At 36.9% G+C, this 20,172-nt stretch carries 10 protein-coding genes and 2 pseudogenes; 2 read left to right on the top strand and 10 right to left on the bottom strand.

The genetic code is table 11. The features are described from left to right. Positions 1-711 precede the first annotated feature (711 nt). From MWJ95_RS23690 to MWJ95_RS23680, 3 genes are all read right to left on the bottom strand, one after another. On the bottom strand, positions 712-1,581 hold the full coding sequence (locus MWJ95_RS23690) for a GNAT family N-acetyltransferase (RefSeq protein WP_249107341.1): 870 nt from the start codon (positions 1,579-1,581) through the stop codon (positions 712-714). 429 nt (positions 1,582-2,010) lie between these two features. After that, positions 2,011-3,843 (bottom strand): ABC transporter ATP-binding protein, encoded by a 1,833-nt coding sequence (locus MWJ95_RS23685; protein ID WP_249107342.1) that lies wholly within the window; start codon positions 3,841-3,843, stop codon positions 2,011-2,013. Beyond that, positions 3,843-5,564, bottom strand: a complete 1,722-nt coding sequence (locus MWJ95_RS23680; RefSeq protein WP_249076170.1) for an ABC transporter ATP-binding protein — start codon at positions 5,562-5,564, stop codon at positions 3,843-3,845. Before MWJ95_RS23680 ends, MWJ95_RS23685 begins: the two co-directional genes overlap by 1 nt. 983 nt (positions 5,565-6,547) lie before the next feature. Here MWJ95_RS23680 and MWJ95_RS23675 point away from each other — a divergent pair. Continuing rightward, the gene (locus MWJ95_RS23675) at positions 6,548-8,569 is read left to right on the top strand and encodes a GGDEF domain-containing phosphodiesterase (protein WP_249076171.1); all 2,022 of its coding nucleotides are present in this window, start codon (positions 6,548-6,550) and stop codon (positions 8,567-8,569) included. Between the two features lie 222 nt (positions 8,570-8,791). Here the strand turns inward: MWJ95_RS23675 and MWJ95_RS23670 are convergent, their stop codons facing one another. Beyond that, a complete protein-coding gene (locus tag MWJ95_RS23670; protein WP_249076172.1) occupies positions 8,792-9,259 on the bottom strand; it encodes a threonine/serine exporter family protein in 468 nt (155 codons plus the stop codon). A 12-nt stretch (positions 9,260-9,271) separates the two neighbouring features. Beyond that, the gene (locus tag MWJ95_RS23665; protein ID WP_249076173.1) at positions 9,272-10,024 is read right to left on the bottom strand and encodes a threonine/serine exporter family protein; all 753 of its coding nucleotides are present in this window, start codon (positions 10,022-10,024) and stop codon (positions 9,272-9,274) included. 258 nt (positions 10,025-10,282) lie between these two features. On the opposite strand from MWJ95_RS23665, the gene MWJ95_RS23660 reads away from it, so the two are divergent. Further along, positions 10,283-11,689 carry a polysaccharide deacetylase family protein gene (locus tag MWJ95_RS23660; protein WP_249107340.1) on the top strand — a complete coding sequence of 469 codons (1,407 nt, stop codon included), beginning with the start codon at positions 10,283-10,285 and terminating at the stop codon, positions 11,687-11,689. Positions 11,690-11,937: 248 nt separating this feature from the next. Here MWJ95_RS23660 and MWJ95_RS23655 read toward each other — a convergent pair whose 3' ends face one another. From MWJ95_RS23655 to MWJ95_RS23640, 5 genes and pseudogenes are all read right to left on the bottom strand, one after another. Further along, positions 11,938-14,028, bottom strand: a complete 2,091-nt coding sequence (locus tag MWJ95_RS23655; protein ID WP_249107339.1) for a beta-propeller domain-containing protein — start codon at positions 14,026-14,028, stop codon at positions 11,938-11,940. Positions 14,029-14,281: 253 nt separating this feature from the next. Beyond that, a pseudogene (locus tag MWJ95_RS24775) lies at positions 14,282-14,614 on the bottom strand (PPC domain-containing protein); the annotation flags it as partial. A 12-nt stretch (positions 14,615-14,626) separates the two neighbouring features. After that, a pseudogene (locus MWJ95_RS23650) lies at positions 14,627-17,512 on the bottom strand (collagenase); the annotation flags it as partial. 264 nt (positions 17,513-17,776) lie between these two features. Next, positions 17,777-18,970: an acyl-CoA dehydrogenase family protein gene (locus tag MWJ95_RS23645; RefSeq protein WP_249107337.1), complete on the bottom strand. Its 1,194-nt coding sequence runs from the start codon at positions 18,968-18,970 to the stop codon at positions 17,777-17,779. 10 nt (positions 18,971-18,980) lie between these two features. Beyond that, entirely contained in the window at positions 18,981-20,153 is a 1,173-nt protein-coding gene (locus MWJ95_RS23640; RefSeq protein ID WP_249107336.1) for a saccharopine dehydrogenase family protein, read from the bottom strand. Between the last annotated feature and the right edge of the window lie 19 nt (positions 20,154-20,172).

Raw genomic sequence — 20,172 nt, 5'->3', positions numbered from 1 at the left:
CAGGATCAAACTCTCCATAAAAAGAAATTTGATTAGCTCAAATTGTTTTGCTGGCATCATGTTTGATGTCCAAAATTTTGTTTCGTTCACTAACTTAAAGTTAGCTACTTAAAACTTTATTGATTACGTTTTGCTTGTTCAGTTTTCAAGGTTCATTTCGTCACTGTTTTCTCAACAGCAACTCTTATATAATATCACGCTACCAACTTGATGTCAACAACTATTTTTATTTTTTATTGTTTCGTCATTAGTTATCTTAGCGACTTGTACTATATTACACTCATAATTTTAAAAGGTCAACACTTTTTCTTAAAAAATATTAATAGTTTTTCACTCCGTCAAGAAACTTCCTATATAATGATTAAGAAAACAATCTAATATAAAACTCACAATCTGAAGATCATTTATGTCTTATTGTTATTAATCTCTATTAAATCAATTTCATAAATTATATTTTTTCAACTGCTACTATTATAGAAACTTACATTGATTATGCCGCTTGTAATAAAGCACTTAGACGGTCTACTATCAACTTGCAGACATTATAAGCAACGTCACTAATAAAATGAGATTTGGATTTGGGTTTTGTTTCTGTTTTATGAGACATTGTATTAACTGAAAAATTCACCACTTCCTTATCTCTAGTGTTTGAACCCATACTAAACATAAAGAAGCAAGGAACGATGCATAAGCACATCCCTCACTCTTCACTTATTGTTTTACATAATAGTCTATTTGTTGAGCCTTCATAAAGCCTGCCTTCTCATAAACAGAAAGCGCCTTTCGATTGTCAATTTCAACATCCAGCATGACAAATTTCGCACCAATTTTGCTTGCATAATCTTTGGAAAATGAAAGCATCGCAGTACCAATTCCTTGCCCCTCACAGTTTGGATGCACTGCCAATGCTGTTACCCACTGAATTTCATTTTCTTGAGCAGTTGTCACTGTTCCAACAATTTCTCCGTCCTTACGCGCTACCCAAAGCTTTCTTCCAGTCGTTGATGTGTTAAAAGCGATTAACTCCTCAGACTCTTCAGGTAAGTCTCCAAAAGCTGCACTATAAATGGCAATCAGTTCTGCCTGTTGACCTTCATAAGGGATGATTTCGATATCATTCTTTAATTCTACTGACTCTGCTCTTGTTTCTAAAGTGGCCTCTGAAAAGCTATATGCAAAGCCCTTCTTTTCAATAAATGTGTGCCCAAAAGGTGTGCCATCTATTACTACCGCCAATTGCCCTTCTGCCCCACGCTCTTCGAGGCCGACCTGTAAAGCATCCACTAAAGCGGTTCCAATTCCCATTTGACGGTATGGAGGTGTTACAACTAAAGACCATTCATAAGTATGCAGCCCCATTAAATCTATTGCACTAGCTGCACCCACTAATACATCTTTATCGTCCTCATAAGCAAGGACCATAAAGCCCTTCGATTCAAAGGAGCTCGCCATAGGCAAACCCATAGCAGTTTCATATACACGATAATCATGTGTGGTCGCTTCTTCACACAATAATTTTAATTCATTTAATGTTTCCCCGTCTAACGGAAAAGACACTGTCATCACTGAAATATTCATCATTTACTCCGTTCTTGTATTAGACTATTGCCCCATTGTAGCAAGAAAGAAAATAAGCTGGCAACAAAATACACTAACCACTTCTAAATATTAACAATTCCACTTAATTATAGTGAAATTAAAAGGTTCTATATGATTTTTGACGGTTATAATGACCGAAAGTTACTATAATTAACAGATAAAAATCCATCCTACTACACAATTTTATTGAATCCCTATCACCATAACGTTAGGGATTTTTAAAGTATTTGATATGTCAATTGTCACTCACTACCTACTGGCATTATCCATAATTATACTATTTTTACAGACGGATTACATTTAAATTGAATTAAAATAATAGATTCCAACTAAAAAAGAGCAATTCCAATATGAAATCGCTCTTTCTTATGTTTGAGAAATGTGACTTACACCTACATCGTTACTTTCATATTACTCCTCAAGATGATGGGATGAAGATTGCAACATCTGCGCATAGATGCCACCGGACTCCATTAATTTTTGTTGAGGACCCGCTTCAACTAACTCACCTTTGTGCATAACAAGAACAATATCAGCATTATGCACTGTATTTAAACGGTGAGCAATAACAAAACTTGTGCGTCCTTGCATTAACACATCAAGAGCCTCTTGAATCGCAAGCTCCGTAACGGTATCAATACTACTTGTTGCCTCATCCAACAACAGAATTTTAGGATCTGCAATCAAGGCTCGTGCTATTGACAATAACTGCTTTTGACCTTGCGAAATTCCACCGCCATCTGCGACTAGTACTGTGTCATAGCCATCCTTTAGCGTCATAATAAAGTCATGTGCATTTGCACGCTTCGCCGCTTCCTCTATCTCTTCATCGCTAGCATTTAATCGACCGTAACGAATATTTTCACGTACAGATGCTTCAAATAAAAACGGATCCTGTAACACAAAGGCCATTTGCGAGCGCAACGCTTGTCGTTCTATTTGCTGAACATTAACACCATCAAATAAGACCTCACCCTTTGATACTTCATAAAATCTTGCAATAAGCTGTAAGATTGTTGTTTTCCCTGCTCCAGTTGCCCCAACAAGAGCTACCATTTGTCCGGGCTCTACGTTAAAATTAACGTCCTTCAAAGTGTAAGCTTTTTCTGCTTGCTCATATTTAAAGTACACATGTTGAAAGCTTACCTGTCCTAATAGCTTATGTTTTTGTGCTAAAGCCACTTCCTCTTCGGGCTGTTCATCTAGTAATGTAAATACACGCTCAGCACCAGCAACCGCTGACAGCACGGTATTAAATTGATTGGCCAAATCATTTAACGGTCGTGTAAATTGTCTTGCGTATTCTGTAAAAATAACAATTACTCCAATTGACACATGTCCATAAAAAGCCAGTACACCGCCAATACCTGCCACAATTGTAAAGCTCATATTATTTAAAAAGTTCATGACCTTCGGAATATAACCAGAGTATGTCTGTGCCCAAAAACCAGTACTTTTTAATCGTAAGCTTTTTTCGCGAAACTCCCCTTTCATGCGTTCCTCTTGTGAGAAAGCTTTCACAATTCTTTGGCCCGAAATCGTTTCTTCAATCATGCCATTCAGAGCTCCTATGGCTGCTTGCTGTTCCTTAAATAATGGTGCGGTTCTTCGTGTAATCCAACGCATCGCCCAAAACATAATCGGTATAATTGTCATCGTTAATACCGTTAGTAAAGGGCTTAAACTTAGCATGATGATCACTGTTCCTGTAAGCGTTATGACACTAGAAAACACTTGGATAAAGGAACTATTTAATGTTGAACTAACTGCTTCAATATCATTCGTCATCCTACTCATTAACTCTCCATGCTGCCGACGATCAAAAAAGGCAATCGGAAGTCTTTGGAAATGAGCAAATACACTCGTTCGTAATCTATAAATGGTTTGTTGGGCAATACCAATCATCCAAAAGTTTTGCAAAAATAATGATACTGCTAATAGAGCATAAATGCCGATTAACAGCACAATCCCCTTCTCTAGTCCTGCAAGCTCTCCATGTGTTACATACATGTCAATCATTTTTCCGATTAAATACGGTCCAAGAAGAGCCAAAATGGAACTCGCCAAGACAAGTAACAGCACAATAATGAGTAGTACACGTTGTTCATCAACGATTTTCCATAAACGAAGTAGTGTACTTTTCCAATCTGTCGCACGAGGTCCCTTCTTTTTCTTAACAGCTTGCTTTAAATCATCTTTCGTTAAAATCGGCTCATAGCCAAAAGGTTTTTGGAAAAATCCCATCATTCCTCTACCTCCTGTTGGGAGATTGCAATTTTTTTATAGAGCTCTGACGTTTGCAAAAGCTCTTCATGTGTCCCGTATGCGACTGCTTTTCCTGCATCAATAAGTAAAATGCGACTTGCCCCTTTAGCTGTCCGAATTTTTTGAGTGACCACTAGCATTGTCGCTTGTTCCTCACTCAATGCCTCCCATAATGCCTGCTCCGTTTTAACATCAAGCGCACTTGTACTATCATCTAGCATTAAGATATGCCCTTTTCTTAGTAACGCCCTTGCAATAGATAATCTTTGTTTTTGACCACCTGAAAGATTGACGCCCTTCTGACCGACTCTTGTCTCATAACCATTCGGGAAATCCTCCACAGAAGCATGGATTTGCGCTTGCATTGTAGCCTGTAGCACTGCATCCATGTCAGCCTCTGCATCACCCCAGCGAACATTATCAGCAATGCTTCCTGTAAATAATAAAGATTGTTGTGGAACATAGCCGATGATTTCTCGCAGTTCTTGTAAATCCCATTGCTGTACATCTTTCCCCTCTACTACTATTTTACCTTCTGTCACTTCGTAGAAACGTGGAATAAGCTGTAACAGCGTTGATTTCCCCGCACCTGTTGCCCCCATAATGGCAAGCTTTTCACCAGATTTCACTCGGAAGCTTACATTGGATAGTACAGGAGTATCTCCTCCAGGATAAGTAAAGCTAACATGCTCAAAAGCTAATTCTCCAAAATTCAAGCCTTTAGACGTTTTCTCTGAAGATGATGTGAGCTCAATCTCATTCTCAGTTGAAAGGACTTCTGCCATACGCTCTGCTGAGGCTTTTGCGCGCGCATAAAAAATAATAATAAAGGCAAACATCGAAAACGAGCCTGTCATACGCATTGCATAATTGACAATAGCAACAACATCTCCAAGCGGTGTTGTACCTGAAGCTATTTGTTTTGTTCCAAACCACAGTACTGCTAATAGACTCATATTCATGATGAATAATAGTACAGGCATAATATACTCCATTGTACGTAACGCCTTTACAGTATCTATTTTTAAACGTGAGGCAACTTCATCAAAACGAGAGGATTCATATGTACCGCGTAAATAAGCTTTCACTAATCGAATAGCCTGTAAATTTTCCTGTAGGACACGATTCAAACGATCAACTCTCTTTTGCACAAGTCCAAAATAAGACACGCCTTTTGCCACCATGAAAATAAGAAAAATAAAAATAATGGGTGCGCCAATAACTAAAAACAACGCTAATTTAGCATTTACAATAAAAGCCATAACGATGCTGCCGATAACAGCAAGAGGTGCACGAAGCATAATACGTAAACTCATAAACAGCACCGTCTGAACTTGCGTCACATCATTCGTTAACCGTGTAATAAGAGAAGCTGTTGAGAATTTCTGATAAGTAGCTAATGTAAAGGATTGTATTTTTTCAAACAATGCATTTCGTAAATCATAAGAAAAACTCTGTGCTGTGTGCGATGAAAAATACGAATTTACAACACCAGCTATAAAGGCTACGAAAGATAAGCAAAGTAAAACAATGCCCCATTGCCAAATCATCTCTTGATTTTGAGCTCGTACGCCATCATCTATAATTTTAGCCATAATAAGCGGCTGAGCGAGCTCAACAAACAATTCCAACAGCATTAAACAAAACGCGATCAATGCAGTCCATTTATAAGGCTTTACATAGGAAAAAATTTCTTTCATACTCTCCCCCTCTTCTCAATCAATTATGTCTCTGCTAAATTCGTCCGGAATCAGCTTTGTGTTTTGACCTGCAAAATGTGTTTTGAACGAAAGCGCAGTGCTAACGCAGCGACAGCAACAGGTATTGGGACACCCTCTGAAAGAAGGCAAGGAGTTCCATAAAATTCAAACATAGTAAAGAACTCCTGCGCAGATAGTATTTTTATGCTTTCTCCTCACCTATAGAAAGCCATTACACAAGCAAGCATAACAAACACACCTACTTATTGCCAAAAACCTAGCGATGTATCAAATATGATAACTGAAATAACTATGGCCGTCAGCGGTCTAGAAACAATACTAGTCACACCAGTAAGTACATCCGATTCTTTTATCGAATGTGCAAGAAACAATGTGCAAAAAGCAAATAGACCAAAGCAATTCCTAAATAAGGCTTTGCTACTAACTAAAAAATAGTCAAATGAAGCGTTCGTTAGTAGGAGGAAAAGACCTATAGGTGTACCAATAATCCCTATCACTTGATATTTCGGTTGCAATTTCTATAAACTAAGAGAGACATAAGCAACAACAACTAGCGGTGCTAGAAACATAGTTTTTGTTTTCAACTGCCGAAAAAATCTTTTGCCAGATAACAATCAATATGTAAATAATCATATATCTGCAAGCAATACACGAATTGTTACCATAAAGGAACCTCTCTATAGCGCATGGTGGAGAAACCACTCTATTAAAGGCTTGGTTGCTCCCCATAACATCGTACCGAGACGATAAAATACTATTCTTTTTAACCTTTCTATACAATTCTTGCTCCCTATATATATACTAAAAAATGGTATATTTCTTCAATTCTTTCCTTATTTTTCGCTAGAAAAGTCCCAAAACTTTTCATTATCAAATATTTACAATCATATTCATAATGACTAATTCCTGATAATTAACTATAATAATAGTATATATAGATTACTCAAGGAGATCGAATAATCATGAGTCATATGCATAAATCATTTACGATCGATGAACATTATTTAAATTCACTTCCTTTTCCTGCTATTGTCATGAATCAAGATGGACAAGTGATAAATTTGGGAAAGCTTGCTGAACAGCTATTTGGTTTTTCAGTTACTACTATTAAAGAACATACCACTTTATTCATTCATGAAAATTTACTACGTCAGCTTTCATTAGAAACCTTTCAAGCCATTTTACAAAATGATGACAGTACGTATATCAATCAAATTCAACTGAAAACGTATACAAATGAAGAAATTACAACAGCGCTACTAGCAAAACCATTTACTGAACAAGGAGAGCATTTCATTCTTATGATGTTTATGCTACCAGAGCTAATGATTAGCTCTGTTTCTAGTAGTAGCACTCTAGTAGACTTAAAACAGGGATTAGACTCGACATTTATGACTGTAACCCTTGATCATGATGGGTTCATTTTAGAATGTAATGCTGAATTTCTAAAAACTAGTCAATGGACACCAAAACGCGTTATTGGTAAAACGTTTTGGCAGCTATTCCCTGATAATAAAGAAAGTGAAAAAATCACGAATACCATCTGGCGGAATTTAAACAGTGGCCAAACGTGGCAAGGTGAAGTAGAAAAAATCACAAAAACAGGTCAGTCTTATTGGGTGCTACTAACAGCTATCCCAACATTTAATATCGAAACAAACGAGCAACAATTTTTTTTAATAGAAAAGGATATTACGAAATCCAAGACAATACAACACCAGCTTGAAAAAATCGCTTATATCGATACAGAAACGGGTCTTATGAATGCACATCGACTCGAAAAAGTGATTTCCACTATGATTGAGGAAGAAAGAAACTTTTCTTTTGTCTATTTAAGTATTGATAAATTTTATACATTAAAAGAGTTACATGATCAGCAAATCGATCAAAGTCTTATTGTAGAGTTTACAAATCGTATAAAAATGTATTTCCAAGATAGCACCATGGCACGTATTAACGAAAATGATTTTGTCGTGATTACACCATTAAGTGAATGGTTTATTCAAGGCTTCCTGTCTTATTTACAACAGCATCCAATTTATAGCAGTAATGTTGCTGTCCCTATTTCTATTAGTGGCGGAATTACACGTTATCCAGAGGATCAAACTACATTCTCCCAACTAATGAAAGCTTCCATTGCTACTATTACAACTGTCCGTGAAGCAGGTGGCGATAGAATCGTCTCATTATCCAAAGCAACACATAAGGCATTGAATCGTAAAGCTTTAATTGAAAAACGTTTACTTCAGGCTCTTGACCAAAAAAATCTAAAGGTTCTCTATCAGCCGCAAATTGATGTTAACACAGGTAAAATCACAGCTGTAGAAGCACTGGTTCGTTGGGAAGATGAAGTAATAGGCGTTGTTTCACCAGATGAGCTTATTCCAATTGCTGAGGAAACTGGTCTTATTAATAATATCGGCTCCTTTATGCTAGAAAAAGCTTGTGAACAGGCACTAATCTGGAAAAAAGCTGGCCTTGATTTAAAAGTATCCATTAACTCTTCTGTACGCGAATTCCGTGATAAAAACATGGCAAAGTCAATCCTTGGAACTTTGGCAAAAACCGGCTGTCCTGCAAGCCTAATTCAAATCGAAATTACCGAGAAATTTGCCCTTGAAGCAGAAGCTGCTACCTTTATCACACAGCAAATGCGTAAACTTGAAAATGAAGGCATTGCCTTTATACTAGATGATTTCGGTACCGGGTATGGTTCATTTAGATATATGCAAATTCTACCGATAGATACATTGAAAATCGATAAGGCATTTACAAGTTCTTTATTAAAATCTGAAAAAACCCAAAAGCTAATGAACGGTATGGTGCAACTCGGAAAATCTATGGAACTTAAAGTTGTAGCAGAAGGTGTCGAAACGGCTGAACAAGCAGACCTATTGATTTCTTATGGCTGTGATGCGATTCAAGGTTACTATATTAGTAAACCAGTTTCTGCTGAAGAGATTGAAGCACTACTAGTTAAATAGTTCATTTAAAAAAGGAGGCTACGTTTAAAACGTTACCTCCTTTTTGTAGTTAAAAAAATATTTTGGCTCTTTGGCTGGATTTCCGTTCCGGCTGAGCGCTTCTCCGGGGCGTCCAACCTCCACTTATGTGCGAAAATTTTTTTACATTATAAAAGAGGTTACATTTGAATATAACCTCCTTCCTTACATTTATTCCATCCGCCAAACTCACGATGTAGCGTCTTATTTCTTATAAACTTTTCGGATTGTCGCCTTACTGCTACGTACAGAACGGAAAATGAGCTGTATAAGAACCTCTGCGAATACAAGTCCTATAACGATGGCACCTGTTACTAAAAATGCTTTCAATCCATACTGTAGCCCTTGTATATAATCATCTTCTACAATATTTCTCATTGCATTATAAGCCATCCCACCCGGGACTAGTGGGATAATACCGCCAACAATAAAAATAATCATTGGCATTTTGAAGCGTCGAGCATACAAATGGGCAACGATAGCAATAACGAAAGAGCTAAAGAATGAGGCATATACTATATCCATGCCATGCTCTGCTAGGACGAAGTAAATCATCCAGCCTATTACTCCAACAAAGCCACAATATATTAAGGTTTTTCTAGGTACATTAAAAATAATTGCGATACCCGCCGTCGCAAAAAAGCTAAGAATCAACTGTGTGATATAGTCCATGTCGTCTGCCTCCTAAAACGATAGGGTAACGGCAATAGCTGCGCCGATTGCAAAAGCTGTTAAAAAGGCCTCTACGCCCTTCGCCATCCCTGACATAAAATGACCTGCTATTAAATCCCGAACTGCATTCGTAATCAAAATACCTGGTACTAGTGGCATAACGGAGCTAATAACAATCTTATCTATTTCTGTACCATGGCCGTATTTCACTGTAAAGACAGCAATCGATCCTACTACTAATGAAGCTGTAAATTCTGAGAAAAATTTCACTTTTGTTAAATCATTTATCAATAAAAGTACTAGGAAGCCTAATCCTCCTGCTAAACAGGCAAAAAGGAAATCAGACCATCCCCCCTTAAACATTATAAGGAAACAACCACTCGCAAGAGCCGCTGCTATGACTTGAATATATGTTGGTAAAAAATAATTTGTTTTTTGTATCGACTTTAGCTCGTCATAAGCTTGTTCTAATGTTATCATGTGAGATGTGAGTCTCCGAGATACTGAATTTACCAAGGCTATTTTTTGTAAATCTGTTACCCTATTGGAAATCGATGTAATTCTCGTCGGCTGTGTCTTGCCTAACGAAAAAATGATCCCTGTAGGTGTGGCATAACATTGCGCATCCAGCATATTTTGAGAATGTGCCATGCGTAACATTGTATCTTCCACACGGTATGTTTCTGCACCACTTTCAATCATAATTCGCCCTGCAAGCAATAAGCAGTCAATCGTAAATTCATTATCCACTTCATGTAAAACCATTGCAGTTATCTGCCTCCTTTAAAAGGTTCCTTGCCAATAGTATCGAACTGCAAATAAAAACTCAACTAAAAATTTAACTTTTAACCAAAGTACTTTGGCTTTCATATACTGAAGATGGTAAGCTTTTATTCTTGAAGACGGGTTTCCCATAAATTGATAGCAGAACTTCATAGATTCATATAACTTTTTCAAGGACTAACACGTCTGATTTTATAAGAAGTATAGAAAAATACACAAGGAAGGAGCGTATCCATCAAAATGCCGGAACGCAGAAAAAGACGCGGCCCAATGATTGATTTCCTATTAATCGGCCTTATCATTACATTAACGACTATTATTTTAGTCATTATCCTATCAAAGGATGACTTTAAGTTTCAAAAAATTAGTGCCTCTAAAGAGTCAACTGCTGATTCAATAAAGAGTAATATCTCCACAGAAAGCTCTGCGTTTCCGGGTATACGTATTGTAACAGATGTATCTAATGATAAGCGAACACCTTTTGCTATTCATTATCCGGAAACAGATAATAAAACTTTTAACGATGCTGTATTAAAGTACATAACAGAGTCAAAAGAAAGCTATCTGTCAGCTATGAACGAAAATAAAGATAAAGAGGTAATGGGTGAGCTTAATATTAGCTTGGAAACTTTCCCATATCAAAAACATTACTATTCTTTTGTATTAACAAAAATGTTGTATACAGGCGGAGCTAATCCCGAGATTTCAACAAAAACATTCTTCATCAATAGTGAAACTGATAAACAAATCTCCATTAAAACATTGTTAAACAACGATGAAAACAGCTTATCGGCATTAGCTACTCATGTACGTAATGACTTACAACAAAATCTCAAGTTAAAGGATGACCTTTTCAAGGAGGATTTAATAAAGTCGACTGAACCAAAGTGGTCTAACTTCAATCGCTTTGCTATCGTTGATAATTCGCTACAATTCTATTTTGATAAGTATGAGATTGCTAACGGAGCAGCTGGTCCACAAATTGTGAAGCTTCCCCTATCCCTTATCAATCCATTGTTAGCCTCTGATTTCCAGATTGCCATGAAAAAGCCGGTAAAACCAGCCGATATTGGAGATCCAAACAAAAAACGTATTGCCTTAACTTTTGATGATGGCCCACATCCAAAGGTTACAGAACAGATTTTAGATACGCTCGATAAGTATCATGCAAAAGCTACCTTCTTTATGCTTGGTAGTCGTGTACAATATTACCCTGAGATCGCAAGAGACGTACTTGCACGGGGACATGAAATAGGTAACCATTCATGGAACCATCCAGTATTAACAAAATTGTCACTCGAATCGGCAGTAAATCAATACACATCTACAGTAGCGGAAATAGAGAAGGCAATTAATCAAAAGCCAACTGTATTTAGACCTCCATACGGAGCAACAAACGATACGATTAACGCGCAAATTCCTATTCCTGTTGTTTTATGGTCGATCGATACATTAGATTGGAAGCATCGCAATGCGCAACAATTACTACCTAATGTCAAAAACAATTTACACAACAATGCCATTGTCTTAATGCATGATATTCACCAATCGACTGCAGATGGTCTTGATTCCGTACTTGCTTATTTACAAGGGCAAGGCTATGAATTCGTGACAGTATCGGAAATCCTTCCATATCGTCAAAAATAACTAACCACATAATAAAGTAAAAGGATTCACGCACAGTTTTGTGTGTGAATCCTTTTTGCTCTTTTGAAGGTAGATGTCGATAAAAATTAAAAGTTAGGTGATAAAACGCGAAAGTTGGTAGATAAAATTTAAAAGTTGGGCGATAAAACGTGAAAGTTGGTCAATAAACTATAAAAGTTGGGCGATAACTCCTGAAAACAACATGAAAAGTCCAATAAACGCTAACTTGAGTTTATTGGACTTTCTTTTTATTTGATCGTTAATGTATCAAGTGGTTTGAAGTCTTTTAGCTGATAGCTCTTTACTTCATTGTTAGCTACTGTGTAAAGAGTGTCATCTATATAGACTACTCGCTGTACACGCTGCTCCCAATTTTCATACTGATCGCCAGTGCTTTTATTAACAATATTTCCTTTTAGGACGATTCCTTTATCAGCAGTGATTTCATAGATTTGTGCACCTTGACCTTTGTAGACGATTTCATCACCCTTCCCTGCATCATACAGGACAACTGGGAAACCAAAATAATTGTATTCCTTATTGCGGAATAGCGCTTTAGGATTGTTTTGAACTTCGGAGTACGAGCCTTCTCCACCGATTTTTACTGTTGATTGTTCCTTTGGATTTTTGAAATCTGAAACATCAAACAATGACATTTTCATATTAGTTGTGACCGTCAAATTACGCTTCGAATATGCATTATAGCGTTGCTCGGTATCATAGCCAATACCGATTAAATGTGTATCGTCTAGTGGATGCAAATAGTTACTAAAGCCTGGAATTTTCAGCTCACCTAGCACAGTTGGCTTTTTCGGATTTACTACATCAATAACAAACAGCGGATCCACTTGCTTAAATGTTACCACATATGCTTTTTCGCCCATAAAGCGTGCAGCATACACTTTTTCACCAGGAGCTAAATCTTTTACTGCACCGAGCTCTTGTAAATTTCCATCTAAAATAAATAGGTGGTTTCGTGATATTTTTTGTTCATCCCACGCATTTCCTTCAGTTGTAACGATTCGGAAATTACCTTCATACTCATCCATTGAATATTGATTTAACACTGTTCCTTTTACTTCCGTAGTACCTACAAAATTCATGGTAGTTCCATCAAAATTCCATTTAAAAACTTGTGTATTAGTTGTTCTTGGCATCCAAATCATATCCGTCATGCGACCAACAGAAGGTAGTAGATTTCCATCATAAATTGGTGTTGTTAAATAAAGTGCATTCTCCGACATATAAAGTCCACTACTACCACCTAAGTATCCCTTAGTGTTCGCCGTTGTCTTTGCACCATTTTTTAAATCCACCGCTGTAATTAAGCTATAGGATCCATCCATTGTATTTGGTAAAATAGAGATTTTCTCTAGAGGTAAATTTTTGTACTCATTTCCTTCTACACTATCAAATGTTTTCGGTTTTAAATCCAGCGTTTTTTGCTCTCTAAGCATCCAATAATTCGGATACATATTACCGATTAAATATAATGTATCATCTGTAATTCGAATATCGTTTAAATATCCCTCTTGCCCTACTTTACGTATGAGTTTCGGATTCTTTGGGTTTGAAATATCATACAAAGTAGCTATCGACATACTCGTGCCTACTTTCTCTAAATATTCATCCCCAATCACTATTAATAAATTATTATATAATGCTAGCTTCGAAATATATTGTGATTCCTTTAGCTTGATTGTTGTTGCTAACTTTAAATTTTTCGGATCTTTAGCATCTACTACCGTAATGCCCTGATCTTTTACTGCATAAATAAAGCCATCTTTAACAACTACAATATCTCCTTCTTCGACTCCTTCGACTTGATTATTCGTTGTTGAGGAGTTATCTGCACTCGCTTTGTCTTCACTCTTTGCAATTTCTACGGTTGCCTCATTAAGTCCTTTTTGTGAGTTAGCTAAAAGTGTTTCGAAATATTGTTGAAGTTCTTTTTCTGATTTTACAGCTTCAAGCTTTTCAATAATAGTAAATGCTATTACTTGCGATGTTGTTTTAGGTCCATCTAATACAAACGCTTCTTTCTTCACATGTAATTTATAGCTTCCAGGTGCTAAATCACTTACGAGTATTGTCTTTTTATCTTTCTCCAATGTTACTGTTGCTGTTACCTTTTGATTTTTGCTATTTGTTACGTAAACATTACCTTCCACTACTTTGTTTTCTTTTAGTTCCTCCGTAAAGGATACTTGCCAGCTATGGGTAGTCGTACTCACACTCTTAGTTTGCGCCTCTACTTTAGGGGTCGGGACCAGCACAATAATTCCTGGCAAAATAGCTAGTACTGCGATGAGTAAAATTGCCAACCGCTTATTTCTCATTATTTTCCTCCCTTTCATAAACTTGTTTATCAATTAGACTACCAAATAACAGGAAAGTTACAATATTCCAAATTTTTTAGCAAAAAACGAGAGGAAGTAAATCCCTCTCGTCTTATAAAGACTATAATTGCGAGCAGCTGCTAATGTATTTTACGTTAGCTGCTGCCCTTTTCTATGTTTAGACACTAGATATATGATTATGCATTATAGAAATCAGATCTGCCTCTACTTTTGAATCTAAAACTATCGTATATTACTGTACATTTACTGTATATGTCCCGTTTTCATTATCAAATTTATAAATATATAAATAATACTTTCCTGGTTTCGCAGTAAATTTACCTTTTATACTATTTCCATCTTCCTGTCCATATGCTACGTAATTTCGCATATCAGATTCATGACAAAGCACCCATGTCATGCCAATTTGATTTTCATTCAGAACAGAAATATCGATTTCTTTTGGAGACGTAACATCGAATGTGTATATATCCGTATGATCATCATCCATCAAGCTACCTTTTAAAGACTTATTAAATGGGATCATTTTTGCTTCTTCTGGACGATTATTTGGTTCTAGCTCTGTTTGTGCACTATTTTGTACATTTACTGTATATGTCCCTTTTTCTTTATCAAATTTATAAATATATAAATAATACTTCCCTGGCTCTGCATGAAGTTTACCTTTTATACTATTTCCATCTTCCTGTCCATATGCTACATAATTTTGCTTATCAGACTCATGATAAAGCACCCATGTCATGCCGATTTGATTTTCATTTAAGACAGAAATATCGATTTCTTCTGGAGACGTAACTTCGAATGTGTATGCATCCGTATCATCATCACCAACTAAATCACCTTTTAGAGGCGTATTAAATGGAATGTTCTTCGCTTCTTCTGGATGAGGATTCCCTGTTTGTTCGCCCTTCCGTACAGATACAATTGTACGATCTTTACTTTCTATTCCCTTATCATTTTTCACTGTTAATGTCACATTATATGTACCTTCTTTTTCGTATACATGAGTAGGGTTTGCCTCTTCACTTGTTTGTCCATCACCAAAATCCCAAAGGTAAGAAACTATTTCTCCATCCTTATCTTTTGAACCTTCACTCTTGAACTGGACTTCTTCATTTTCGCCCCCAGCATATGGACCATTGATATTTACTATAGGCGCTTGACGATCTCCTTCATCCGTCGCAACGCCGTGGAAAACAATATCATATTCAAACTGATTTGCCGCATTCACACGGTAGTTTACAAAATACGCCGTCACTGTTTTATAGCCGCTCCACTCTTTTTGTGACAGTTGTTCCAGTACTTGGTTCACTTGCTTACTCATCGTTTTCCAATCTTCGGATTCACCTTTTGTTTCATTACCTATATACGTACCTTCGAGTGTAAATGTATTAAAGAATTGAGACTTATGCTTTGTCATTTTTACATCTTTTACGTTAGCAACATCGACAATTTCTTGCTCCACTTCATTTAATGCTTTTGGTTTATGTTGCACTAAATAATCATCTGATACTTGTGGCACCTCGTATTTTTCTTGATTATCAATCAATTGCTGCATATAGGCTTGGAATTCCGTATTTAGTTGTGGATCTTTACTTAAAGTGTCACGATACGCATCATAATTTTTCACATCGTTCGCACGAATTAAATCTTGAATCCTATCAAATGTTTCAAATTGATGATTATACATATAAGACTGTAGTGCAAATGAATAATTATAAAAATCCCACGATCCATATTTTGCAAACATTGTTTGTTCAGCTGTATAGCGTTGTGATGGATCATCTGATAATCCACTAATAATACTCTTACGTGGAACAACATCATTTGTTCGCGTTGATCCTGCAAAGAATTCTGCATTTCCTTCTTGGAACCATGTTAGTCGCTCATTTTGGTACATATCCCCTCTTCCGAATAAACCAGGAACCTCGAATCTTGCCTGTAAATAATGAGTAAATTCATGGCGGAACAACTCTTCTAAACTATAAATACTTTGCTCCGGCGTACGTTCATATGTAAAGAACGTTCCATTCTCTTCAATATAAATACCACCATTATTTGTTTCATATCCGTACAATTGACGATTTAATCGATATTGATCTGGAGAGTTATAAATGACAACTGTTAATACATCATCTGCATTGCCTGGTTCTAATGCTTTATCATTCCCAATTACACGATGATATTGTGCTTTTACTTCTTTTGCAGCCCAATATAATCTTTGAATTTTGTCTTCTGTTACTTGATCTCCCGTCTTAAATACAATTGATCCATTATCAAATATATATGTTTTCGGTAAATACTCCTTCTTTCCTTCCTCACGTACTTTCTGTAAATCCACTGTATTTCCATCATTGTCTTTTCTATCATAATTTGTAGTAATTTGCTCTACTGCCACAAAATATGCTTCACTTAAATATGGATACATATGCATCGCTTGTGTAACAACTTCTAAACCTTTATTCGGATTACTATGGAATTTCCCTAAACGCCCTGCATAATAAATACCATTATTGATTAACCAACTATTATCTTCTGTAACATTATGTAAAAGAGCAATTTTATTCACTTCATTTATGAAACTATCAATCTTTCCATACCACATCGTCGTATTAGCTTCTTTACGTGCATCATGCAAATACGACTGCAAGTCAAAATCAATCCCATGTATTACATCGTATATAGCTTGTCCTTTTGAATACGCGCGTTCATATGTAGAAAGATTTTCATTATACTGTTTTAAAATCTTCGTAGCATTTTGAACTGTTTCCGCATCACTAGAAGCATTACCTATTAATTTACCATAGGCGGATACTACTTTATCTTGCTCATCTGTACCAAGTTTAAAGTTCGGATTATTAGCTATTTCTTTTAATGCTGGTAAACACTTATCATGGAAACTTCTCTCATTTAAATAACCTAGTTCGTTATTATAAAATCCCACATAAAAAGCAGAACGTAATAACTCAACATATGTGTCAATACCTTTTGAATCATCTTTCGTAAATGAACTTCCTCTTTTCCCTAATTCATCGATAATCACTTGCATACGTTCTTTATTTTGATAAAAAGCTTTTGTATCCTCATTGAATTGGAATAAGTCTGTGATTTGATACCAACGAATATTTCCTAGCGTATTAATTAACTCACTGTCATTCATTTTATTAAGCTCTGCCATCGAGTATTGTTCCTGCAATTGCTTCGTTTCAGCAAGCTTTATAGTTGGAGCTGGTTGTTCCGAAAAATCGCCCATTTCCAAACGTTTTTCAAATGAGAATGTTTCATCTGCCGTTGTAGAATGTGTAACTTCCTCATTCGAAGTCACTAGGCCGGCAGGCTTCATTTGTAATACATTATAAGGCGTTTTTTCTGCTGCTGATGCTTCCGCTTGTAACGTTCCAAATGACAATGCCATTGTACTTACTCCAAGTAACACTTGATTGAGTTTTAATTTTTTCTTCATAACAAGTCCTCCTATTGCACTATATCCATAACTTGATAATACGTTGATTATTTAGAACTATATTATCTTTTTTAAAATACCATATTATGAGAGTAAAGCGATATAAAATGTTATTTTATAACAAATTTTCTTGTATAATTTGAACGTCAGGACACAATTGGAGCATAAAAATTGGTTTAGTTGTAACGAAACAGAATATTTTACGGAAACATAAAAAAAGAACCCTAATTCGGATTCTTTTTTTGTTTATTCCTTGAAATAAACTTACTCTTCAAATGGCCATTTCGGTAGCATTTTTGCTAATGGCTTATCTTGGCGTTTTCCTAATACATAATCAGCCTGCATAATCGTATGAATCTCTCGCGTGCCTTCATAAATAACCGGTGCTTTCGAGTTACGTAAATAACGTGCGACTGGATATTCATCCGAATAACCATATGCCCCATGAATTTGGACAGCATCATCCGCGGCTTTGTTAGCAAAATCACATGCCTGCCACTTTGCCAAGGATGTCTCTCGCGTATTACGTACACCTTTGTTTTTCAACTCTCCAACACGATATACAAGTAAGCGACTCATTTGATAGCCCGCTTCCATTTTGGCAATCATTTGCCCTACTAGCTGATGCTCACCAATAGGCTTCCCAAATGTTTCGCGTTCCTGACAGTATTTCACGCTCGCCTCGAGACACGCCTGAATAAGACCGACAGCGCCTGCAGCTACTGTAAAACGACCATTATCTAACGCAGACATAGCAATTTTAAAGCCTTCGCCCTCTTCTCCAAGGCGGTTCTTCACAGGTATACGTAAATTTTCAAAAAAGAGCTCCCCAGTATTACCAGCACGAATACCGTATTTACCTTTAATGGCCTTCGATGTAAAACCTGCCATGGAACGCTCTACGATAAATGCACTAATGCCATGATGCTTCTTCGATTTATCAGTGTAGGCAAAAACGATAAAATGGTCAGCTATATCACATAAGGAAATCCATGTTTTCTGTCCATTTAAAACGTAACTGTCTCCATCCCTTACTGCGGTGGTAGTCATCGCGGCTACATCAGACCCTGCTCCGGGCTCTGTTAAACCAAATGCCCCAATCCGAACTCCTTTTGCCTGCGGAACAAGATATTGCTGTTTTTGAGCCTCTGTTCCCCATTGCATTAAGGTCATGCTATTCAAACCTGTATGGACTGAAACAGCTGTACGAAACGCTGTATCTCCGCGTTCAAGCTCTTCACAAACGATGGCGAGTGCATTATAATCCATACCACTACCACCGTATTGCTCCGGTACACAAACACCCATTAAGCCAAGCACAGCAAGTTTTGACCAAATCTTCGGATCAAAGCCACCCTCAGCATCCCACTTCGCAATATGTGGAATAATCTCTGCATCCACAAACTGCCGTACTGTTTTACGTAGCATTTCCTGCTCAGTGGTAAACTCGAAATTCATGACCAAGCACCTACCATTTCACGATCATTGCAGATATATGAGACGTCTCCTTAATCACAACACCACGTCTAGCCATTTCTTCAATATAAGTGTCGCCCGGTACAATTGATTCAGGCGCAAATACACCGCGTTCAGTAATTTTATTTTCTCCAATCATTTGAGCAACGACAGAAATTGTATTTGCTGTTGCACGCGCCATAGCCGTTTCATTAATCGTCATATCTTTACGCACAACCATTTCATACTCATAAGTCACCTGTTGCTGTGCTTTTTCCCCCGCTACAATAACACGCAGTAGCACTGCATCTGGTTTTGTACCAAGATCAAGTTTCTTTTTAAGGGCCTCACGAACAACTGGACGTACAGGAACCTCTTGATTTTCTATCTCTACTTTATTACCAGCGTCGAGGAATCCTAAGTCTGCTAATAACTTAAATTTCTCTGCATGTCCCTTATAACGAATTGTTTTATATTCTAGTGTTTGGACATTTGGGAATGTCTTATACAATGTCGATATACCGCCAGATGTATAAAATGCCTCAAGCACACCAAAATCTTTGAAATAAATAGGTTCAACACCTGATAACGATGGAACTTCTTGAAGTTTACCTTTTTGAATCATTTTTGATGGCTCTGTATAATGATCAAAGACACCATCTAGGGAAAATACTCGTGTATATTGAAGAGGTGGCTTCGGCTCTGTAGGAATACCACCTACAAATAGTTTAATAGATTCTACCTCATCTAATTTAGAAGCACCGTAGCCCGCTAAAATATTAACCATACCAGGAGCAACACCCAAGTCCGGAATAATGGTTACGCCTTTTGCTTTTGCCTCTTCATCAAGATCTAATATTTTTTCTGTTACGCCGCCAATATGACCACCTAAATCTACGGAATGAACACCAGCCGCGATTGCCGCTCGTGCTACACGCTCATTAAAGGAATAGAATAATGCATTAACGACTACATCGCCTTTTGAGATTACCTCCATTAACGAATCATCGCGCTCAGCATGAAGCTCTACAACCTCAATCTTATCTGTATTTAACGAGTCCACAAAGTTCTGTGCTAATCTTACATCTATATCGCCTAAAAATACACGCTCCACTTTGCTATTTTTTATTAGATCACGAGCTACCTCTTTCCCCATTAAACCTGCACCTAATACAACAACTTTCATCAAGAACATCCCCTCTCAT

Source organism: Lysinibacillus sp. Bpr_S20, assembly GCF_023337835.1.
Lineage (GTDB): Bacteria > Bacillota > Bacilli > Bacillales_A > Planococcaceae > Lysinibacillus.
This window is presented reverse-complemented; position numbering and strand designations above follow the sequence as displayed.